The organism is Erwinia sp. LJJL01, assembly GCF_047300805.2.
Taxonomy (GTDB): domain Bacteria; phylum Pseudomonadota; class Gammaproteobacteria; order Enterobacterales; family Enterobacteriaceae; genus Erwinia; species Erwinia aphidicola.
This window is the reverse complement of the sequence record NZ_CP178576.1, coordinates 4353795-4373259: the sequence shown is the minus strand read 5'-3', so window position 1 is coordinate 4373259 and position 19465 is coordinate 4353795. Positions and strand designations below refer to the sequence as shown.

Below are 19465 nucleotides of genomic sequence, written 5' to 3'. Positions count from 1 at the left end.
ATATGCACTTTTCTGCCATCAGCGGGGGTTATGTGATGAGCTTCAAATGTTGCGTGACGGTTAAACTGGCTGAATAGATGGACAAAACGACTGTAATTTCAGGGTGTGATAGCGCTCTACAAATTTTCCCTTGCATGCGGGTAAAACTAGCGCACTACCGTCACTGTTACGCCGTCAGTGCTCAGGTAAGGTATTGAATAGCAGCTTTTAAATTTATGAACATCCGATTGTTACCGTTTACACAAACCCGCGTAAAGCGGGCACTGAGCCGGAGAGCCTCATGCACAAATTCACTCAAGCGCTGGCCGCGATTGGCCTCGCCGCCGTTATGTCACAATCCGCTATGGCGGAGACCATGAAACTCGGTTTTCTGGTGAAGCAGCCGGAAGAGCCGTGGTTCCAGACCGAATGGAAATTCGCCGATAAGGCCGGTAAAGAGATGGGCTTTGAGGTGATTAAAATCGCCGTGCCGGACGGTGAGAAAACCCTGAACGCCATCGACAGCCTGGCCGCCAGCGGCGCGAAAGGGTTCGTTATCTGTACGCCGGACCCAAAACTGGGCTCCGCCATTGTCGCGAAAGCGCGCAGCTATGACCTGAAGGTGATCGCCGTTGATGACCAGTTCGTCACCGCCAAAGGTAAACCGATGGATAGCGTGCCGCTGGTGATGATGGCCGCAACCAAAATCGGCGAGCGCCAGGGGCAGGAGCTGTACAAAGAGATGCAGAAACGCGGCTGGGATGCGAAAGAGACTGCGGTAATGGCGATCACCGCCAACGAGCTGGATACCGCCCGTCGCCGCACCGGCGGGTCGATGGATGCGCTGAAGGCTGCTGGATTCCCGGAAAAACAGATTTATCAGATCCCAACCAAATCCAACGATATTCCCGGCGCGTTTGATGCCGGTAACTCCCTGCTGGTGCAGCATCCGGAGGTGAAACACTGGCTGATCGTTGGTATGAACGACAACACCGTGCTGGGCGGCGTGCGCGCCACCGAAGGTCAGGGCTTTAAGGCGGCCGACGTCATTGGCATCGGGATTAACGGCGTGGATGCGGTAAGCGAACTGTCGAAAGGTGCCGCGACCGGCTTCTACGGCTCTCTGCTGCCAAGCCCGGACGTGCACGGCTACCGCAGTATCAAGATGCTGCATGACTGGGTGACCAACGGCACCGAGCCTGCCAAGTTCACCGAAGTGACCGACGTGGTACTGATAACCCGCGATAACTTCAAAGCCGAACTGGCGAAGAAAGGGCTGATGTAATCAGTGACACCGGGTCGGGCATGCCCGACCCCTACGGTTCATCCAGGGTGATGGGGCGAACCGCGGGCCGATCGAAACCAAAAGTTCGGCTTCAGCGGCTCAGAATGCTGTAGGGGCGGACCCTCTTTTTCGGTCCGCCCGCTGCAAACGCTCAACGTGCAGGAGGAGACACTATGACCACGCAACCCGCTTATCTGAGCTTTCACGGCATAGGCAAAACCTTTCCCGGCGTAAAAGCGCTGCAGGATATCAGTTTTGACTGCTATGCCGGGGAAGTGCATGCCCTGATGGGCGAGAACGGCGCGGGCAAATCGACGCTGTTGAAGATCCTCAGCGGCAGCTATCAGGCCAGCAGTGGAGAGATCCGCATTCAAGGCCAGCCGGCTAACTTCCAGCACACCACCGATGCGCTGAATGCCGGGGTAGCGATTATCTATCAGGAACTGCATCTGGTGCCGGAAATGTCGGTGGCAGAAAACATCTTCTTAGGCCAGCTGCCGCAGCGCGGCGGGTTGGTTAACCGCGCGAAGCTGCGTGCCGAAGCCGCGCGCCAGCTAAAAACTCTCGGCATGGATATCGACCCGGATCTGCCGCTGAAATACCTGTCGCTCGGCCAGTGGCAGATGGTGGAAATTGCCAAAGCGCTGGCGCGCAACGCCAAAGTGATCGCCTTTGACGAACCGACCAGCTCACTGTCGGCGCGGGAAATCGACCAGCTGTTCCGCGTTATCCGCCAGCTGCGCGCCGATGGCAAAGTGGTGCTGTATGTCTCGCACCGCATGGAGGAGATTTTCGCCCTTAGTGATGCAATCACCGTATTTAAAGATGGCCGCTACGTGCGCACCTTCACCGATATGCAAACCACCACCAACGACCTGCTGGTGCAGGCGATGGTCGGGCGTGAAATCGGCGATATCTACGGCTACCGCCCGCGTGCGCACGGTGCAGTGCGCCTGCAGCTCGACAATGTTCAGGCCAAAGGCGTGCGCAGCGCGGTGTCGTTCAGCGTGCGAGCCGGGGAGATCGTCGGGCTGTTCGGCCTGGTCGGCGCCGGGCGCAGCGAACTGATGAAAGGGCTGTTCGGCGCCACGCGTCTAATCAGCGGCGAGCTGCGGCTCGATGGCGAGGTGCTCAATCTGCGTGAGCCGATTGAGGCCATTCGTGCCGGGATCATGCTCTGCCCGGAAGACCGCAAGGCCGACGGCATCATCCCGGTGCATTCGGTGCGCGACAACATCAACATCAGCGCCCGGCGCAACAACCTTACCGCCGGCTGCCTGATCAACAAAGGTTGGGAAGCGAAAAACGCCGGGGCGCATATTCGCTCACTGAATATCAAAACCCCGTCGGCTGACCAGCTGATTATGAACCTGTCGGGAGGCAATCAGCAGAAGGCCATCCTTGGCCGCTGGCTGTCGGAAGAGATGAAAGTGATCCTGCTCGACGAGCCAACGCGCGGCATTGATGTCGGAGCAAAAAATGAGATCTATCAGCTGATTTACGCGCTGGCCGGGCAGGGGATTGCGGTGCTGTTTGCCTCCAGCGATCTGCCGGAAGTGATGGGGCTGGCCGACCGGATCCTGGTGATGCGCGAAGGCGAAATCGCCGGGGAGCTGGACCACAACGACGCAACGGAAGCGCTGACCTTAAGTCTGGCGATGCCAAAAACCGCTAAACCTGCCACCCAGGTGGCCTGAAATGCAGGAGAAACCGATGTCTACGACAACCTCAACCGGGACGCCAGCCGCCCCATCACGCTTCAGCCTTTGGCGCATCTGGGACAACTTCGGCATGCTGGTGGTGTTTGCCGCGCTGTTTATCGCCTGCACGGTGTTTGTGCCGAACTTCGGCAGCCTGATCAACATGAAAGGCCTCGGCCTGGCAATGTCGATGTCCGGTATGGTGGCCTGCGGCATGCTGTTCTGCCTCGCGTCCGGTGATTTTGACCTGTCGGTCGCCTCAGTGATTGCCTGTGCCGGGGTGGTGTGCGCGGTGGTGATCAATATGACCGAAAGCCTGTGGATCGGCGTGGCGGCGGGGCTACTGCTCGGCGTCGCCTGCGGCCTGATCAACGGCTTTGTCATTGCTAAACTGAAAATTAACGCCCTGATCACCACGCTGGCGACCATGCAGATTGTGCGCGGGCTGGCGTATATCTTCTCCGACGGTAAGGCGGTCGGTATCGAAGACGAGCGCTTCTTCGCGCTCGGCTACGCCAGCTGGCTGGGCATTCCTGCGCCGGTGTGGCTGACGATAGTTACTCTGGTGCTGTTCGGTTTCCTGCTGAACAAAACCACCTTTGGCCGCAATACGCTGGCGATTGGCGGTAATGAAGAAGCGGCAAGGCTGGCCGGGGTGCCGGTGGTGCGCACGCGCATTATCATCTTTATCCTCTCCGGGCTGGTGTCGGCGGCGGCGGGCATTATCCTCGCCTCGCGCATGACCAGCGGCCAGCCAATGACCTCGCTCGGCTATGAGCTGATTGTGATTTCTGCCTGCGTGCTCGGTGGCGTGTCGCTGAAGGGGGGGATTGGTAAGATTTCCTATGTGGTTGCCGGGGTGTTAATCCTCGGAACGGTTGAGAATGCGATGAATTTACTCAATATCTCGCCTTTCTCACAGTACGTGGTGCGCGGTCTGATATTGTTAGCGGCGGTGATTTTTGACCGTTACAAACAAAAAGCCAAAGCGGCCTGACAGGAGGGGTTATGTATCATCGTCTGGCGCCGGTGGCGCAATCCAACCCGCTGCTTCCGGGGTATCCGTTTAGCGCCTGGCTGGTGGCCGGGCTGACCCCCATCAACGCCGACGGGCCGCTCGATTTCTTTATCGATCGCCCGCACGGCATGAAGGGCTACATTCTCAACCTGACGATTAAAGGGCGTGGCCGGGTGTGTGACGGCGAGGCGGCGTTTGACTGCGAACCGGGCGACCTGCTGCTGTTTCAGCCGAAAACCCCGCACTATTACGGCCGTTCGCCTGACAGCGACAGCTGGTATCACCGCTGGGTCTATTTCCGCCCGCGCGCCTACTGGAGCGACTGGCTGGAGTGGCAGGATGAAGCGCAGGGCGTGGGGCGCCTGCGCCTGCCGGAGTCGCTGCGCGGCGAGTTTGACCGCCTGTTCGCCAATATCGAACACACCCACAACTCCGGGCGGCGCTTTGCCGAGGAGCTGGCGATGAATCTGCTGGAGCGCCTGCTGCTGCGGGCGGTGCAGGAAGATCCGCGCAGCCATCAGCAGATCCGCGATGCGCGCGTGGTCGAAGCCTGCCAGTACGTCACCAACAACCTGGCGGCGGAGGTGAAAATTGAAGAGGTGGCGAAGCATGTCTGCCTGTCACCGTCGCGGCTGGCGCACCTGTTCCGCGAGCAGATGGGGGTCAACCTGCTGCGCTGGCGTGAAGACCAGCGGGTGATCCGCGCCAAGCTGCTGCTGCAAACCACCCAGGAGCCGATCGCCAGCATTGGGCGTGAAGTGGGCTATGACGATCAGCTCTACTTCTCCCGCGTGTTCCGCAAGCGGGCGGGCGTCAGCCCCAGCGATTTCCGCCGCCGCAGTCTGGATGCGCACGATGCGCTGGTCGCCCAGGAGACCTGGCATTTACCGCGCCGTGCCAATGAATAGCTTTTCGGGCAATTCCTTCTTGTGGTTGCCCCGTCGATCGACTTAAATCAACGGGGTAACTACGAGAGGGATAATAATGAGTGATAAAATTCGTGTTGGTCTGGTGGGCTACGGCTTCGCCAGCAAAACCTTCCATGCACCCCTAATCTCTGGCACCGCTGAGATGGAGCTGGCCGCCGTTTCCAGCAGCGATGCCGGCAAAGTTCATGCGGACTGGCCGTCGGTGCAGGTGGTGTCCGACCCTCAGGCACTGTTCGACGACCCAACCCTGCAGCTGATTGTCATTCCCACCCCAAACGATACCCACTTCCCGCTGGCGAAAGCTGCGCTGAACGCCGGGAAACATGTGGTGGTCGACAAACCGTTTACCGTGACACTGTCACAGGCACGCGAGCTGGATGCGCTGGCAAAAGCCAAAGGGCTGCTGCTTTCCGTGTTCCATAACCGCCGCTGGGACAGTGATTTCCTCACCGTGAAAGCGCTGCTGGCCGACGGCACGCTGGGCGATGTACGCTACTTTGAGTCCCACTTTGACCGCTTCCGCCCGACCGTGCAGCAGCGCTGGCGCGAGCAGAAAGGTGCGGGCAGCGGCATCTGGTACGATTTGGGACCGCACGTGATTGACCAGGCGCTGCAGCTGTTTGGCTCCCCGGTGGCGATTACTCTCGATGCCGCCGAGCTGCGCCCGGGTGCGCAAACTACCGACTACTTCCACTGCACGCTGACCTATCCACAGCGCCGCGTAGTGCTGCATGCCAGCATGCTGGTGGCCGCCGAATCGGCGCGCTATCAGGTACACGGTACCAAAGGCAGCTTTGTGAAGTTTGGCCTGGATCCGCAGGAGGATGCGCTGAAGGCCGGGGCGCGCCCGCCGCAGGAAGACTGGGGCTACGATATGCGCGACGGCGTACTGACGCTGGCCGAAGGCGATGCAATGGTCGAGAAGAGCCTGCTGACTATTCCTGGCAACTATCCGGCTTACTATGCGGGCATTCGCGATGCGATTAACGGCGTGGGTGAAAACCCGGTGCAGGCGGAAGAGGCGATTCAGGTGATGGAGCTGATCGAGCTGGGCTTACAGTCTGCCGAGAAGCGCCAGACCCTGTCGTTGAAATAGTATTCCGCTGTGAAAAGGGCCGACCGAAAAACAAGGTCGGCCCCTACCGTAGGGGTCGACCATTTTTTCCGGTCGACCCGTGTTAAGGATTTGCACGGGCCGTAATTGAGACCATTTTTTCCGGTCGACCCGTGTTGGGGATTTGCACCGGCCGTGATACAGACGTCGACCCGCGTCATTAATTACGCTGCGGCACGCGCCCGCACTGCGGCTTTCTCGGCATCGCTGAGGAACGCAATCTTCAGGCCATTCTCCTGCGCCACGCGCATCTGCTCACGGCTCAAACCTGCTGCCGGGGCGGCAATTTCGTATTCGTGACCGATCTCAATCCCCTGAACCGCCGGATCGTCGGTATTGATGGTGGCGAGGATGCCGTGGTCGAGGAAGGCCTTCAGCGGATGCTGTGCCAGCGAGGCCACGGTGCTGGTCTGGATATTGGAGGTCAGGCACGACTCAATGCCAATCCCGTGCTGCGCGAGGAACTCCATCAGCGCCGGGTCCTGCACCGCTTTTACTCCGTGACCAATACGCTCTGCGCCCAGCTCGCGGATCGCCTGCCAGATGCTTTCCGGTCCGGCGGCTTCACCGGCATGCACGGTAATGCGCAGCCCGGCGTCACGCGCGCGGTTAAAGTGGCTGAGGAACTGGCTGCCCGGGAAGCCCAGCTCATCACCCGCCAGGTCGAGCGCGGTAATGCTGTCGCGGTGCGCCAGCAGGCCGTCAAGCTCGCGCAGGCAGGCTTCTTCACCGAAGGTGCGGCTCATAATGCCAATCAGGCGCACGTCGATGTTGTGCTTGCCGCAGCCCGCCTTGATGCCGTCGATCACCGCTTCCACCACGCCCGCCACCGGCAGGTTGTGGGTCATCGCCATATAGCCCGGCGAGAAGCGCAGCTCGGCATAGTGGATCCCGGCGCGCGCCGCGTCCTCGACGTTTTCCAGCGCCACGCGGCGGCAGGCATCGAGCGAGCCCAGCACCTTTACGCCCCAGTCGAGCTTGTTGAGGAAGCTCACCAGGTCCGGCTCCGCTTCAATCACCTGCACGTGCGGGCGCAGCAGCTCCAGAGTGGTGGCAGGGAGAGTAAGATTAAACTCGCGGCCTAAATCGAGAATGGTTTGGGCGCGAATATTGCCGTCAAGATGGCGATGGATATCGGTGAGGGGAAGCTGGGAATCGATCATGTCGGCACTCTCTGTTGTTATCGTAAAGTGCAGAGCATTATAAAAACTCTTTGCGCAACAACGCCAGCAAAATGCGCAACGGCGCTGCTGGTCGTTGCTTATCTGCGCAAAGAGGGCGGCTAAGCGCGCTGTTTCAGGCAGTTGTGCAGGGCGGCGATCAGGCGATCCAGCCCGTCATCGACCTTGCTACGCGGGCAGCCAACGTTAAAGCGCAGCCAGCCGCGCCCGCTTTCACCGTAGGTACTGCCCGGCATGATCGCCACCTTCTGCTGCTCAATCAGCTCGCGCTGCAGTTCGCCATCATCAATGCCCAGCGGATTGAGGTCAATCCATGCCAGGTAGGTCGCCTGCGGTGGCTGCCAGTGAAGCGCGGGAAACGCCGCGTTGAGACGCTGGGCAACATGCTGCAGGTTGGCACGCAGGTAGGCGCGCAGCGCATCCAGCCACGCCGCGCCGTGCTGATAGGCGGCGATATGGGCGGCCACCGCCAGGATAGCGGGGAAGAGAGGCCATCGGCATTTTTTAATGCCTGGAACCACGCTGCGCGATCTTTTTCATCGCTGATAAAACCGTAGGCACCGGTTAACGCCGGAATATTGAAGCTTTTTGACGCCGAGGTGAACAGCGCCCACTGTCCGCGCCCGACGCAGCTCCAGGGAATATGGCAGCTGTCATCCATCACCATATCCATATGGATCTCGTCGCTGATAACGCGCACCTGATAGCGCTCACACAGCGCGGCCATCTGCTGCAGCTCCGCACGGCGCCACACTTTTCCGGTGGGATTGTGCGGGCTGCACAGCAGCAGGATTTTGCACTGCGGATTGGCCAGCATCTGTTCCAGCGCCGCCATATCGCACTGCCAGTCCTCGTCATGCTGGCTGAGCGGCAGCGCCATCACCCGGCGCTGGTTACCCTCGATTACTTTATAAAAGGCATCGTAGGCGGGCGTGTGGATCACCACGCCGTCACCGGGCTGTGACCAGCGGCGCAGCATCTGCGCCACCATATAGATCACCGACGGGCCATAAACAATCTGCTGGCGATCCACGCTGACCTCAAAACGCTGCTGATACCAGCGGCTGATGGCACCGAGAAAATCGTCATGCTGCCAGCGGCTGTAGCCGAGCACGCCGTGCGACACGCGCTGCTGCAACGCCTCGATCACCGCCGGCGCGGTGGGGATATCCATATCGGAGATGGTGAAGGGCAGTAAATCGTCGTGGCCGAAGCGGTCGGCGACAAAATCCCACTGGGTACACCAGCTGCCGTGACGATCGACTATCCGGTCAAAATTGAACTGTTGAGTGTCTGACATAGCGGCCTCAATAACCCAGGTGCAAAAAAGGAGGGGTGCCAGGCACCCCGTTATCAAGTCAGGCTGAGGTTTGCGGCATCAGCGTGGCGATCTCATCTTTTACCGACTGTACCTGCGGGCCTATCACCACCTGCAAATTATGCTGATTGAGGTGCACCACGCCAATCACCCGGTTGGCCTTCAGCGCCGCGTCATCCACCAGGCTCATATCCTTTACCGACAGGCGCAGGCGCGTCAGGCAGTTATCCAGCGAGGTGATATTGTCGATGCCCCCCAGCGCGGCAAGGATGGCCGGGGTGTTGTAGCCCGATTTGCCCACCGGACCGCGGCTCATTTTCTCGCCGAGTGTGGTGTCGATCTCACGGCCCGGGGTCTTGATATTGAAGCGGGTAATGGCGAAGCGGAAGATCAGATAGTAACCCGCAAACCAAACCGCAGCCACCACCGGCACCCAGTACCATTTTGTTGACAGCCCGTGCAGAATGCCGAACACCACAAAGTCGATCACGTTGCCGTCGGTATTACCGATGGTGACGCCCAGTACCGCCATTACGGTGAAGCCCAGCCCGGTCAGCACGGCGTGGATCAGATAGAGGAAAGGTGCGACGAACAGGAACAGGAACTCCAGCGGTTCGGTGGTGCCGCCTACCACGCAGGCCACCACGCCGGAGATCAGCAGGCCTTTAATTTTGTGACGATTTTCCGGGCGGGCGCAGTGGTACATCGCCAGCGCCGCGCCGGGCAGGCCGCCAAGGAATGCCGGCATTTTACCCTGCGACAGGAAGCGGGTGGCGCTTTCGGAGAAGCCGCCGGAAGTCGGGCAGGAGAGCTGCGCCTGGAAGATGGTCAGCGCGCCGCTGACGCTGTGACCGCAGACGTCCATGGTGCCGCCCGCATCGGTAAAGCGAATAATCGCCACCAGGATGTGCTGCAGGCCGAACGGCAGCAGCAGGCGCTCCCCGGTACCAAATATCATCGGTCCAAAGTCACCGGCGCTGTTGATCACCCAGCCCAGCCCGGCAATCGCTTTCGCGAACCACGGCCAGATCAGCGGGATCGCCAGACCGGCCAGCCCCATCACCAGCGTGGTGATAATCGGGACAAAGCGCGTGCCGCCGAAGAATGCCAGCGCATCCGGCAGGCGGATGGTGTGGAAGCGTTCATGCAGATAAAACACGATAATCCCGACGATCACCGCCCCGAGGATACCGGTATCGATCGACTGAATGCCGAGAATGCTCTGGATATTATTGGCCTTCAGCACGGCAGCATCGCTGGTGGGTAGAATACCTTTGGCGGTCAGCCAAAAGTTAACCGCCAGGTTCATGACCGCGAAGCCGACAAAGCCGGAGAAAGCCGCAACGCCTTTATTTTCACGCGCCATGCCCAGCGGGATGGCGATGGCGAACATCACCGGCAGGAAGCTGAAGGCGAACGATCCCACCTTGCTCATCCAGATAAACACCAGCTGCAGCAGGGGATTACCGAGGAACGGGATCAGGGTGATCACGTCGTGACTGCTTAATGAGCTACCTATCCCCAGCATGATCCCGCAGAATGACAGCAGGGCGACGGGCAGCATAAAGGTTTTTCCCAGACTCTGGAAAAACTCCCACAGAGTAATTTTTTGTTTAACGGACGACATGCGCTCTCCTGGCGAATTCGAACTCAGCCGCTGCTGAGGTAAAATAAGATAAAACGTTTTACCTAATATTAATGCGTTGCCGATCACACAGTTCTCGCTCGGTGTGGTTTTCTCTGCCACAATCCGGGTGTAACGTTTAACCTATGCTTTATCGCGATTTTTCAACGGGGTGCAAACCCGGCAGTCAGGAACGCTATGTCGCAGAAAAAAATTACCATTCATGATGTCGCCGCCGAGGCTGGGGTGTCGGTCACCACGGTTTCGCTGGTACTGTCAGGGAAAGGTCGCATTTCGTCCGCGACGATTGAGCGAGTCAACCGGGCTTCGGAAGCGCTGGGCTTTGTGCGTAACCGCTCGGCGACAATGCTGCGCGGCGGCAGCAGTGGAGTGGTCGGGCTGATCGTGCGCGACATCTGCCAGCCGTTTTACGCCGAGATGACCGGCGGACTGAGCGAAGCGCTGGAGCAGCAGGGCAAAGTGTTGTTTCTCACCCAGAGCGGCGCGCAGGGGCAGCACGTAGAGCGCTGCTTCGACTCGCTGGTGGAGCAGGGCGTGGAGGGGATTGTCTTAGGCGGCGGCATTGAGAATGCAGCCGGGCTGCTGCAAAAAGCGCAGGAGCTGAATATCACGCTGATCTGCGCCTCGCGCGCCAGCAATCTTGATCACATCGACTCCGTGCGCCCGGATAATCAGCAGGCGGCCAAAATCGCCACCGACTATCTTATCAAGCGCGGCCACCGCTGCATTGCCTGGCTTGGCGGTTCCGGCTCCTCCTTAACGCGCGCCGAACGTATCGGCGGCTACTGCTCGACGCTGATGCAGTACGGCCTGCCGTTTCGCAGCGAATGGATTATCGAGTGCGGCGCGCAGCAGCGTGATGTCGCCGCGCTGACGCAACAGCTGATCCAGCAGTATCCCACCCTTAGCGCAATTCTCTGCCATAACGCCTCGGTGGCGCTCGGCTGCTATTTCGGCATCCAGCGCAGCGGGCGCACCATTGGCAGCGGCGGGGTCAACAGCTTTTACGGCCAGCAGATGGCGCTGGTAGGTTTTGGTGACGTGCCGGAAGCGCAGCTGACCGATCCTCCGCTGAGCTTTGTCTCCAGCTCGGCACGGGAAATCGGCCGCAGCGCGGCACAGCGCCTGCTGCAAAAGATGGCCGACCCAACCAGTGCAGTCCAGCATATCATCCTGCCGCCGCTGCTGATTGAGCGCGGATCGGCATAAGAGTACCGTATCCTGATATTGGCGGTACTGTTAGGCGTGTGTATTCCATTAGCAAAAAAATTACATCCACCACTAATTCTGAATAGTGTAAGCGCCGGATAAATGGCTAATGATTAGCGCATGCTCTACAACGCTTCTTTTCCAAGAATTTGTCTTTCATTTTTGTCACCCATTTCAGATCCTTAGGTTAAATAACAAGAAAATTCTTATATAAATCATAATCTAATGGTTATCTATGATGTTGCTTGCCCCCAGCTAGCTGCTATATATTGCTCTTTGGGCATATGAAACTAAATGCAGGTTTCCCCCACTTTTAGCCAAGTTTTAAGGCCATTTCACATGACAATTTTTCACCATATTTGCGTCATATATCTTGCTTTGCAAGTCTCGTAAGCTATCCACACTTCAATGATTTTGAACACTAAAACGGAAGCCATAATTAAAGGAAGAGCGTAATGAGATTAAGAATATCCAGCGTGCTGTGCGGCATATTGCTGCTGGCGGGATGTGGCCAGCAGAGTGCCCAGGCGGAATATCAGGGCGGCGGTGGTGGCACCATTGAGGCTATCAATCACACCAAATGGGCGATCAGTTGGTTCAGGGTTAACGGGCAGTCCGGCCTTGATATTATCGGCCCTTACCAGGGGGGGGGGGAGGTTGCTGCTTCGGCGTGCCGAAACAGTGGCAGCCGGGAATGACGGTTAGGGTGGACTGGAAAACCTCAGTTGCCTTCGCCAGTGATGTCCCGGAAATACCCGAACCCAAACGCCCCAATCTGGATAACTTGGATGCGAAGACCGCTGATTTAAGAGCTCGGAAATATAATGATGAATATCTAGCATGGCGGCAGAAAGTAAAAACACTGAGCCAAGAGCATTCACTGACGGTTCCACTGCCTGACTACACCGGCCAGAAAACCTGCGGGATTACCGTGCATTTTCTTCCCTGTGATCAGGTGAAGGTGACTACCAGCTGCGCCGACTATGTTAATCCGCGCCACCCGATTAAAGAGCCTTTAAGGATGAAGGATCCGAAAGTATGTCCGAAATAATAACCGACCTGGCTGGTACCCACCAGAGTTTCCCGGCCTGGGAAGAATGCCGACGCAGGCTGCGCTGGTGGGTGAAAACTGCCGTAAGCAGGACAGCGAGGAGCAGAAGTACCACGATGAACTGTGCCTTGCCGCCAACCGCATTGTTGAACCGCCGTGCTGCAAGACCCTGCATATCAGCCTGTTCTTTGACGGCGCTAGCAATAACCTCAATGCCGAAACCTATTGGATTAAATCATCATTAAATATACAGCCGGAACATTCAGTCATTCTTCTTTTCATCAAGGAAAATAAAAATTATTCAGCCATGTCCACCGCAGGTGGGCAGGGTTAAATGATTTCAGGCAGTAAAATCGGAAGCCTAAACAAAAGGAAGAGCGTAATGAGATTAAGAATATCCAGCGTGCTGTGCGGCATATTGCTACTGGCAGGATGTGGCCAGCAGAGTGCCCAGGCGGAATACCAGGGTGGCGGTGGCGGCACCATTGAGGCCATAAATCATACCAAATGGGCTATTGAATTTAGTGTTAATGGCCGGTCCGGGCTTGACAATATTGGCCCTTACCAGGGGGGAGGGGGAGGTTGCTGTTTCGGTGTGCCGAAGCAGTGGCAGCCGGGAATGACGGTCAGGGTGGATTGGGAAACATCGGTCGCCTATGCCAGCGATGTCCCGGAAATACCGGAGCCTAAAGATCCCAATTTGGATAATCTGGATGCGAAGACCGCCTCTTTGAGAGCCAGGAAATATAATGATGAGTATCGCGCCTGGCGACAAAAAGTTAAAGCCCTGAGCAGGGAACACTCTCTGACGGTTCCACTGCCTGACTACACCGGCCAGAAAACCTGTGGGATTACCGTGCATTTTCTTGCCTGTGATCAGGTAAAGGTTACCACCAGCTGCGCTGATTATGGTAATCCGCGTCACCCGATTAAAGAGCCTTTAAGGATGAAGGAGCCTAAGGTATGTCCGAAATAATCACCGACCTGGCTTGGTACCCGCCGCAGTTTCCTGACAAAGGAAGGCTTCCATCGCAGGCAGCGATGGTTGGGGACAACTGCCGTAAACAGGATAGCAAGGAGCAGAAGTACCACGATGAACTTTGCCTTACCGCCAACCGCATTGTTGAACCGCCGTGCTGTAAGACCCTGCATATCAGCCTGTTCTTTGACGGCACCGGCAATAATCTCAATCACGACCTGTACGATGCCGATCCGAAACATCCGACCAATATTGCCCGACTGTTCCGCGCCACTATCGGCCAGGGCTATGCCGGCGGCCTGGGCAGCAAAAATCTGGAGCTGACGGATATGCCGGAAAGCGCCGGGAATAAGTACTACAAGTACTATATTCCCGGCGTCGGCACCCCCTTCCCGGAAGTGCTTGACCTTGACTTCAGCCTGGGCGGGCTGGCGACCGCCAGCAAAGGTGAGGAGCGGATTAACTGGGGGCTGCTGCGCATTATCGATGCCCTGCGCCGTACCAGCGGAATGGACAGGCTGGATGATGCCGCCTGCTGGAAATCTGTACAGGCGATGGGCACGTCGATGGCGAGCTTCGGCCTGACCGGCAGCAGCAACCGCTATGAGGAGTTCCAGCGTCTGCTGCAGGAAGCGGATCTGGCGAAATCCCTGCGCACCGCCCTTAACCCGGCGGAGCCGGGCAAGGTCAGGCTGCTGGATATTAAGCTGTACGTGTATGGCTTTTCGCGCGGGGCGGCGGCGGCACGCGCCTTTGTTAACTGGCTATGCGGACTATTGCCGAAACCTGAGGGCGAGAACAAAACGCCGGAGCAGTGCCTGGCGGCCGGCGGCCTGAAGATCCCCATCAGCGTTGAGTTCCTTGGCCTGCTGGACACGGTGGCCTCGGTCGGCGTGCCGCATATGGCGCCGATTGCCGAGGGGCATATGGGCTGGGCGGACGGCACACAGGAGCTGCCGGACGAGAAGGTCTACGGCGGGCTGATTAAGCGCTGCGTGCACCTGGTCTCCGCCCACGAGCAGCGCCTGTGCTTCCCGCTCGACTCCATCCGCCGCACCGACGGTCGCTATCCGGCTAACAGTGAAGAGGTGGTTTACCCCGGTATGCACTCGGACCTTGGCGGCGGCTACCCGCCGGGTGACCAGGGTAAGGCCAATGGACCGGATGATGGCCTGCTGCTGTCGCAGATTGCCCTGCATGAAATGTATGCGGCGGCTTTTGCTAATGGTGCACCGCTCAAGGTGACTCAAGCTGCACTGCCCGAAGCCCTTAAAACAGACCAGTGGCGCATTCTTCAAGATAAAGTCAGAGATGAATTTTTCATTGATTCTGATTTGATCGATCGCTTTAACGCGTGGCGCTCCCTGACCCTAAACCTTCCATCTTCAGCAATTAGCATCAGTGCTGAAGATGCAGTGAGGTACACCCCAGTTCGCGCCAGCGTCAGCCTGGAAAAAGCTGTCGACGAGCAGATAGCCTGGATCACCGCATGGCGCATTGGCCGCTACGCGACTGGCAGCTATAAAACCCAGCGCTTTTATGTCGATTCTGCCGCCAACGGCCTGGATAGACACAGCGACCCGCTCCTGAGAAAAGCCGATAAAGATAAGCGCGATGCGGATCAAAAAGCGGTTGAAGAGGAGCGCAGGCTCGTCGAAGAAAGAAATAAAAAAAACCACACGTCCGAGCTGTTACCCCAGGGGCCCAAGGATTTTGATGCTGCGCTCGGGCAAACCCAGCTGCGTGAGGCCGCCGAAGAGTTTCGCGAAGATTACCAGGGGATTTCGCGCACCGCTAATAATGAAGAGTGGTACGCCAAGCCCGTCTATGGTCTGACAGACACCCTTTACCTGTTCAATACCGACAATGAGTACGGCGAGTGGCTGAAGATGAAAACCGCCGGCGAAACCCATCTCAAAGTGCTGTTCCCGGACGGCGGTGAAGCCAGCAACGTCGGGCAGCCAGCGGGGCTGGTGAGGGCGCTGTTTGATGACCAGGTACACGATTCCCGCGCCTGGTTTATGCACAATGCCTTCGGCGCGCGCGAACCCTGGGGCGGCTACTTCCGCTATCGCATGGTCTACTTCGGCAAGAAAAGTAACAAGCCGCTGTCGCCGCTGATGATAGCCGGGGCGGTGGTGGGCGCGGCCACGGTCGTCGGCGGCGTGGCGTTTATCATCAGGCAGAAAAAGGTCGCGGGCATGGCGGTGGGCGTGGCCGGGATGCTGGGTGCGCTCTCGCTGGAAACTCAGGCCGTCGATATTCTCTCCGGCAAGCCAATCCCGATGCTGCCGGGCGCAGAGCTGCTGAAGGCATTCACCACCGAGCCGGGTGAAGTAGTGGCGCAGCAAAAAGTGGCGATCGCCGAGCAGCGGCTGGAGTTGGCGAAATCCGCCATTCAGTCCGGCTGGCTGGAAAAAGCGCAGTCGGCGGTCACGAACTGATAAGGAGTAAACTGTTACCAACGGCAGTGATTAGATGTTGGTATCAAAATAGCCGATCCCACTCTGCGGTGCAGCATATCATCCTGCCGCCGCTGCTGATTGAGCGCGGATCGGCTTAAATTTCCTCCATCGCTGTGACGGACTTTGCAAATAGAGGGGATGGCGGGGTGCGCAGGGGAATGCTGGTTATAATCACACTATCTGTGTAACGGGAAAGGTGATTTATGATCTGGCTGGAACAGGGTTTGTATTTGAGAGTCAAAGAGCTGGAGAATGGCCCGCGCCCACTGCCGCTGCTCAGCGGTTTCAGCATGGACACCGCGTATCGCGCATTAGGGTGTTACAACCCCTCCGAAACGTCTGATGCCTACTACCTGCTGTCAAATAATCGCGATGAGATCTGGTTTATCTGTAATCGACACTTACGCACCGTCTGCCTTGAGCGCGACGCCACGGCATTCAGGATCCCACTGACCAGCGGGCAGCAGCTGCTGGGGGAAGCGGCTGATATCAGGATCCAGCACAGCTAGTCGGGCAAAAAAAAACCACCTTCGTAAAGGTGGTTTCAGTTTCAAACGCAGGCGTTACTGCGGCATACCTTCCGGTGCGACCATGCCAGCGCCACCCAGCATATAGCGGGACAGGAACTGCTCCAGCGGCATCTTCTCACCGTTCATGGTGATCTGACCGGTGCCGTACTGCAGGCTGGTGGTAATGTTGTTATCTTTCTGCGTGGTCAGCTTGAACATCTGGCCCATCGCGGCCACGCCTTTCACCTGCTGGTCCGCCAGTTTTACCGCTTCTTCCTGGCTGTAGCCTTCTGCCATCGCCACATGCGTCATCATCTCGGTCGCCATATCCATCGAGATAGTCAGTTTGGTATCCAGAGTTTTCAGTACGTTATCTACCTGCTGGCCCAGATTCTGCGCCGGAGCGGTGGCGGTGGCCGGGTCCTTGAACTGGGCGTTGAGGTTAAAGCTGCTCTCGCCCTTATCATTTTTCCAGCTAAATGGCGCGATGCTAACTGACGGATCGCCTTTCAGCAGCAGCGGCAGGTTACTGGTGAGGATTTCACTGGTGCGCTGCTGATATAGCTCAGGGTTAGCCTGTACAGCCGGATCGCTGTTCAACGCCTGCATCTGGCGGTTGTAGCTTTCAGAGAAGGCTTTCATCGCCTTGCCATCAAAGCCAGCCAGCTTAACTGCCAGCTTGCCCTGGCCGAAGTTCTGGCCCTGCAGCTTCAGGCTGTCAAGGGTGTAGTCGATCTGGCCGGACACGCTGCCCTTGTCGGAATCGAAGGTCGATTTACCGTTCAGGCCTTCGGCGATCAGCGCCTCTTTGCCATCCACTGCCGCACTCAGTTTTTTTAGCGCGATAGTCTGGTCGCCAATGCGCATCCCTTCCGGGCTAAGTTTGGTATTAGCATCCAGCTTCAGGCCGTTAACGGTGAACAGCACCGGCATCCCCAGCTCGTTTTTGCTGGTCAGCACCAGGCTGTCGATATCGCCGTTAAACGCCACTTTATCGCCTTTATCATCCGCACTGACTTTCAGCGTGCCGCCGTTGAAGGCAAAACGTTCACCGGTCTGGGCATTGCTGTAGTCGGCAGGTAACAGTTTGATGTCTGAGTCGGTACTGCCGCCGTAGCCCACGCGGGTTTCCGCCTGCACAATCGACTTGCCTTTGGTGATTTCAAACAGCTTTTTCACCGCGTCGGTGTTTTCCAGCTCGCTGTGTACCGAAGCCATGCTTGGGATCAGGTTGAATTTTTTCAGCTGTGCCAGCGGGAAAGGACCATGATCGATAGTCTCTTTAAACACGATGCTCTGGCCTGGCTTCAGCATGGCGTTATCTTCCGTCTGCGAGCTGCTCTGCAGCACGAAACGTGCGCTGCTGCTAAATACGCCGCGCTGGAAATCCTGATAGCTCAGCTGCAGACGGCTTTCCGGAGCGCTATTCTGGATCTGGGCGTTAGCCTGCTGTACCAGCCGATCCATATTTTTTTCCAGCTGCTTGCCGGTAAACCAGGCGCCAGCAGTCCAGACTACGCCAAGGGCAACCACTACACCCACAGCAATCTTGGTTTTATTCATCAGTTGTGTCGTCCTTTTTCCGTTCGCGAATGCCGGTTAGCCCGTGCAGATCCTGCGGGTAACCCTCTGGCGATAAAAAACGCCAATGCGGCGTTTTTGTTTAATACACTAAATAGCTTAGCAATTATGACCGCTGGCGTCAGCCGCATTTAAGATGTTGATTAAAAACCCTGGCAACGCGGCCATTGCCGCAGAGCGACAGCGTCGGCTCGCTGGCGGCAATAAAAGCAGATTCACCTGCATTAAGTGACAATGACTGACCGCCACAGTTCAGTTCGGCGTGGCCTTCAATGCAGAAAACAATCGCGGCGCTCTCCTGATCCACCGCGAGCGGCTGGCTGCTCAGCGCGTGTATGGCAAAGGCAAAGTCATCCACCGGGATGGGAAAATCGAGCGTTGCGCCATGCTGTTGCGGTGTGGTCAGCAGGGTATCGGCCGCGCGCGAGGTGAACTTCAGGTTGGCCAGCAGCTCAGGGACATCAATGTATTTGGGCGTCAGCCCGGCGCGCAGCACGTTATCGGAGTTCGCCATGACCTCCAGCGCCACGCCGTGGAGGTAGGCGTGCGGGGTTTCCGCAAACAGGAACATCGCTTCGCCCGGCTGCAGGGTAACCACGTTCAGCAGCAGGGGGGAGAACAGGCCGCAGTCGTCCGGGTAAACCTCGGCAATTTCAGCAATGGTCTGCCACGGCTCACCGTGCTGGCCAGGCAGCGCCGTGCGCAGAATGTCCAGCGCCAGCGACTTCTCCTCTTCTTTCATCGACAGCAGGCTGGCAAACAGCTGGGCCAGGCGGGTTTCATCGGCGGCATTGAGGAAATGGGCAATGGCCGGGTGCGCGCCCGCCACCGGCTGCAGCAGGGACTGGATTTCGCGCAGCGGGCGGAAGCCGTTAATCGCCTTGAACGGCGTCAGCGCATAGACCAGCTCTGGCTTATGGTTAGCATCTTTATAGTTACGCTCGGCGGCGTCGATCGGCACGCCAGCGGCATTTTCACGCGCATAGCCCGCTTCGGCAGCCGGTTTGCTCGGGTGAACCTGAATCGACAGCGGCTGTTCTGCGCACAGCACTTTAAACAGGAACGGCAGCTCGCCAAAACGCTGCGCGACGGCGGGGCCAAGCAGGGAAGCTTTATCGGCATCAATTAGCGCGCGCAGCGACTGCGGCTCGCCGTTGACCAGCACTTTTGACGGGCTTTTCGGATGCGCGCCCATCCACAGTTCCGCCATCGGCTGCTGGGAAGGGTTGGCAATACCATATAAATCAGTGAGGGCGTGCTTGCTGCCCCATGCATAATTTTGCAGCGAATTGATTAACTTTTGCATCATTTCTCCCTGGTCATTCACTGGTTACTGGCGCTATTAAAGCAGAAAAATGGCGCAGAGAGATAATCAACGTGCGATAAACGCGAATGAGTCGCATACTCGTAAACTATACTGTGTCAGACTTATCACTCATGTGCGCGTTTTTGACTTATCGCAAAGTTAAAAGCGCCAAAAAAAGTTGTGCTAAAGGAGAGAG

General features: G+C 57.8%; 13 protein-coding genes and 3 pseudogenes. 11 read left to right on the top strand and 5 right to left on the bottom strand.

All coding sequences use genetic code 11. From position 1 onward, the window contains the following. Positions 1 to 280: 280 nt before the first annotated feature. The 5 genes from ACLI4M_RS21420 to ACLI4M_RS21400 all read left to right on the top strand — a co-directional run bounded on the left by ACLI4M_RS21420 (position 281) and on the right by ACLI4M_RS21400 (position 6007). Entirely contained in the window at positions 281 to 1264 is a 984-nt protein-coding gene (locus ACLI4M_RS21420; protein ID WP_048916101.1) for an arabinose ABC transporter substrate-binding protein, read from the top strand. Positions 1265 to 1437: 173 nt separating this feature from the next. Beyond that, positions 1438 to 2961, top strand: a complete 1524-nt coding sequence (gene araG, locus ACLI4M_RS21415; RefSeq protein ID WP_099753662.1) for an L-arabinose ABC transporter ATP-binding protein AraG — start codon at positions 1438 to 1440, stop codon at positions 2959 to 2961. 16 nt (positions 2962 to 2977) lie between these two features. Beyond that, positions 2978 to 3961, top strand: coding sequence for an L-arabinose ABC transporter permease AraH (gene araH, locus ACLI4M_RS21410; RefSeq protein ID WP_048916112.1), 984 nt, complete (start codon positions 2978 to 2980; stop codon positions 3959 to 3961). An 11-nt stretch (positions 3962 to 3972) separates the two neighbouring features. Next, positions 3973 to 4890 (top strand): arabinose operon transcriptional regulator AraC, encoded by a 918-nt coding sequence (gene araC, locus ACLI4M_RS21405; protein ID WP_048916099.1) that lies wholly within the window; start codon positions 3973 to 3975, stop codon positions 4888 to 4890. Positions 4891 to 4966: 76 nt separating this feature from the next. Further along, positions 4967 to 6007, top strand: coding sequence for an oxidoreductase (locus ACLI4M_RS21400; protein WP_133623563.1), 1041 nt, complete (start codon positions 4967 to 4969; stop codon positions 6005 to 6007). A 182-nt stretch (positions 6008 to 6189) separates the two neighbouring features. Here ACLI4M_RS21400 and add read toward each other — a convergent pair whose 3' ends face one another. The 3 genes and pseudogenes from add to malX form a co-directional block, all read right to left on the bottom strand. Next, a complete protein-coding gene (gene add / locus ACLI4M_RS21395; RefSeq protein WP_048916097.1) occupies positions 6190 to 7188 on the bottom strand; it encodes an adenosine deaminase in 999 nt (332 codons plus the stop codon). A gap of 119 nt (positions 7189 to 7307) precedes the next feature. Beyond that, positions 7308 to 8506, bottom strand: a pseudogene (locus tag ACLI4M_RS21390) (MalY/PatB family protein). 58 nt (positions 8507 to 8564) lie between these two features. Then, positions 8565 to 10151, bottom strand: a complete 1587-nt coding sequence (gene malX / locus ACLI4M_RS21385; RefSeq protein WP_133623564.1) for a maltose/glucose-specific PTS transporter subunit IIBC — start codon at positions 10149 to 10151, stop codon at positions 8565 to 8567. 195 nt (positions 10152 to 10346) lie between these two features. Here malX and malI point away from each other — a divergent pair, with 195 nt between their 5' ends. The 6 genes and pseudogenes from malI to ACLI4M_RS21355 all read left to right on the top strand — a co-directional run bounded on the left by malI (position 10347) and on the right by ACLI4M_RS21355 (position 16382). Then, on the top strand, positions 10347 to 11378 hold the full coding sequence (malI, locus tag ACLI4M_RS21380; protein WP_133623565.1) for a Mal regulon transcriptional regulator MalI: 1032 nt from the start codon (positions 10347 to 10349) through the stop codon (positions 11376 to 11378). A 455-nt stretch (positions 11379 to 11833) separates the two neighbouring features. After that, positions 11834 to 12429: pseudogene (locus ACLI4M_RS21375) on the top strand (DUF3304 domain-containing protein). Next, positions 12417 to 12655, top strand: a pseudogene (locus tag ACLI4M_RS21370) (DUF2235 domain-containing protein); the annotation flags it as partial. The pseudogenes ACLI4M_RS21375 and ACLI4M_RS21370, both read left to right, overlap by 13 nt. A gap of 156 nt (positions 12656 to 12811) precedes the next feature. Further along, positions 12812 to 13405 (top strand): DUF3304 domain-containing protein, encoded by a 594-nt coding sequence (locus ACLI4M_RS21365; protein WP_133623568.1) that lies wholly within the window; start codon positions 12812 to 12814, stop codon positions 13403 to 13405. Beyond that, the gene (locus ACLI4M_RS21360; protein ID WP_133623569.1) at positions 13393 to 15852 is read left to right on the top strand and encodes a T6SS phospholipase effector Tle1-like catalytic domain-containing protein; all 2460 of its coding nucleotides are present in this window, start codon (positions 13393 to 13395) and stop codon (positions 15850 to 15852) included. The genes ACLI4M_RS21365 and ACLI4M_RS21360 overlap by 13 nt, the downstream gene beginning before the upstream one ends. Before the next feature lie 224 nt (positions 15853 to 16076). Continuing rightward, positions 16077 to 16382: a hypothetical protein gene (locus ACLI4M_RS21355; RefSeq protein ID WP_133623570.1), complete on the top strand. Its 306-nt coding sequence runs from the start codon at positions 16077 to 16079 to the stop codon at positions 16380 to 16382. A gap of 54 nt (positions 16383 to 16436) precedes the next feature. On the opposite strand, the gene ACLI4M_RS21350 is transcribed toward ACLI4M_RS21355, so the two are convergent. Continuing rightward, on the bottom strand, positions 16437 to 17945 hold the full coding sequence (locus ACLI4M_RS21350; RefSeq protein ID WP_133623571.1) for a YdgA family protein: 1509 nt from the start codon (positions 17943 to 17945) through the stop codon (positions 16437 to 16439). A 139-nt stretch (positions 17946 to 18084) separates the two neighbouring features. After that, a complete protein-coding gene (manA, locus tag ACLI4M_RS21345; protein WP_133625064.1) occupies positions 18085 to 19269 on the bottom strand; it encodes a mannose-6-phosphate isomerase in 1185 nt (394 codons plus the stop codon). Positions 19270 to 19465: the final 196 nt, after the last annotated feature.

What these genes read in the sequence shown, in the direction of transcription:
- ACLI4M_RS21420 (WP_048916101.1), top strand. Translation starts at nt 281, where the DNA reads ATGCACAAATTCACTCAAGCGCTGGCCGCGATTGGCCTCGCCGCCGTT.
- araG (WP_099753662.1), top strand. Translation starts at nt 1,438, where the DNA reads ATGACCACGCAACCCGCTTATCTGAGCTTTCACGGCATAGGCAAAACC.
- araH (WP_048916112.1), top strand. Translation starts at nt 2,978, where the DNA reads ATGTCTACGACAACCTCAACCGGGACGCCAGCCGCCCCATCACGCTTC.
- araC (WP_048916099.1), top strand. Translation starts at nt 3,973, where the DNA reads ATGTATCATCGTCTGGCGCCGGTGGCGCAATCCAACCCGCTGCTTCCG.
- ACLI4M_RS21400 (WP_133623563.1), top strand. Translation starts at nt 4,967, where the DNA reads ATGAGTGATAAAATTCGTGTTGGTCTGGTGGGCTACGGCTTCGCCAGC.
- add (WP_048916097.1), bottom strand. Translation starts at nt 7,188, where the DNA reads ATGATCGATTCCCAGCTTCCCCTCACCGATATCCATCGCCATCTTGAC.
- malX (WP_133623564.1), bottom strand. Translation starts at nt 10,151, where the DNA reads ATGTCGTCCGTTAAACAAAAAATTACTCTGTGGGAGTTTTTCCAGAGT.
- malI (WP_133623565.1), top strand. Translation starts at nt 10,347, where the DNA reads ATGTCGCAGAAAAAAATTACCATTCATGATGTCGCCGCCGAGGCTGGG.
- ACLI4M_RS21365 (WP_133623568.1), top strand. Translation starts at nt 12,812, where the DNA reads ATGAGATTAAGAATATCCAGCGTGCTGTGCGGCATATTGCTACTGGCA.
- ACLI4M_RS21360 (WP_133623569.1), top strand. Translation starts at nt 13,393, where the DNA reads ATGTCCGAAATAATCACCGACCTGGCTTGGTACCCGCCGCAGTTTCCT.
- ACLI4M_RS21355 (WP_133623570.1), top strand. Translation starts at nt 16,077, where the DNA reads ATGATCTGGCTGGAACAGGGTTTGTATTTGAGAGTCAAAGAGCTGGAG.
- ACLI4M_RS21350 (WP_133623571.1), bottom strand. Translation starts at nt 17,945, where the DNA reads ATGAATAAAACCAAGATTGCTGTGGGTGTAGTGGTTGCCCTTGGCGTA.
- manA (WP_133625064.1), bottom strand. Translation starts at nt 19,269, where the DNA reads ATGCAAAAGTTAATCAATTCGCTGCAAAATTATGCATGGGGCAGCAAG.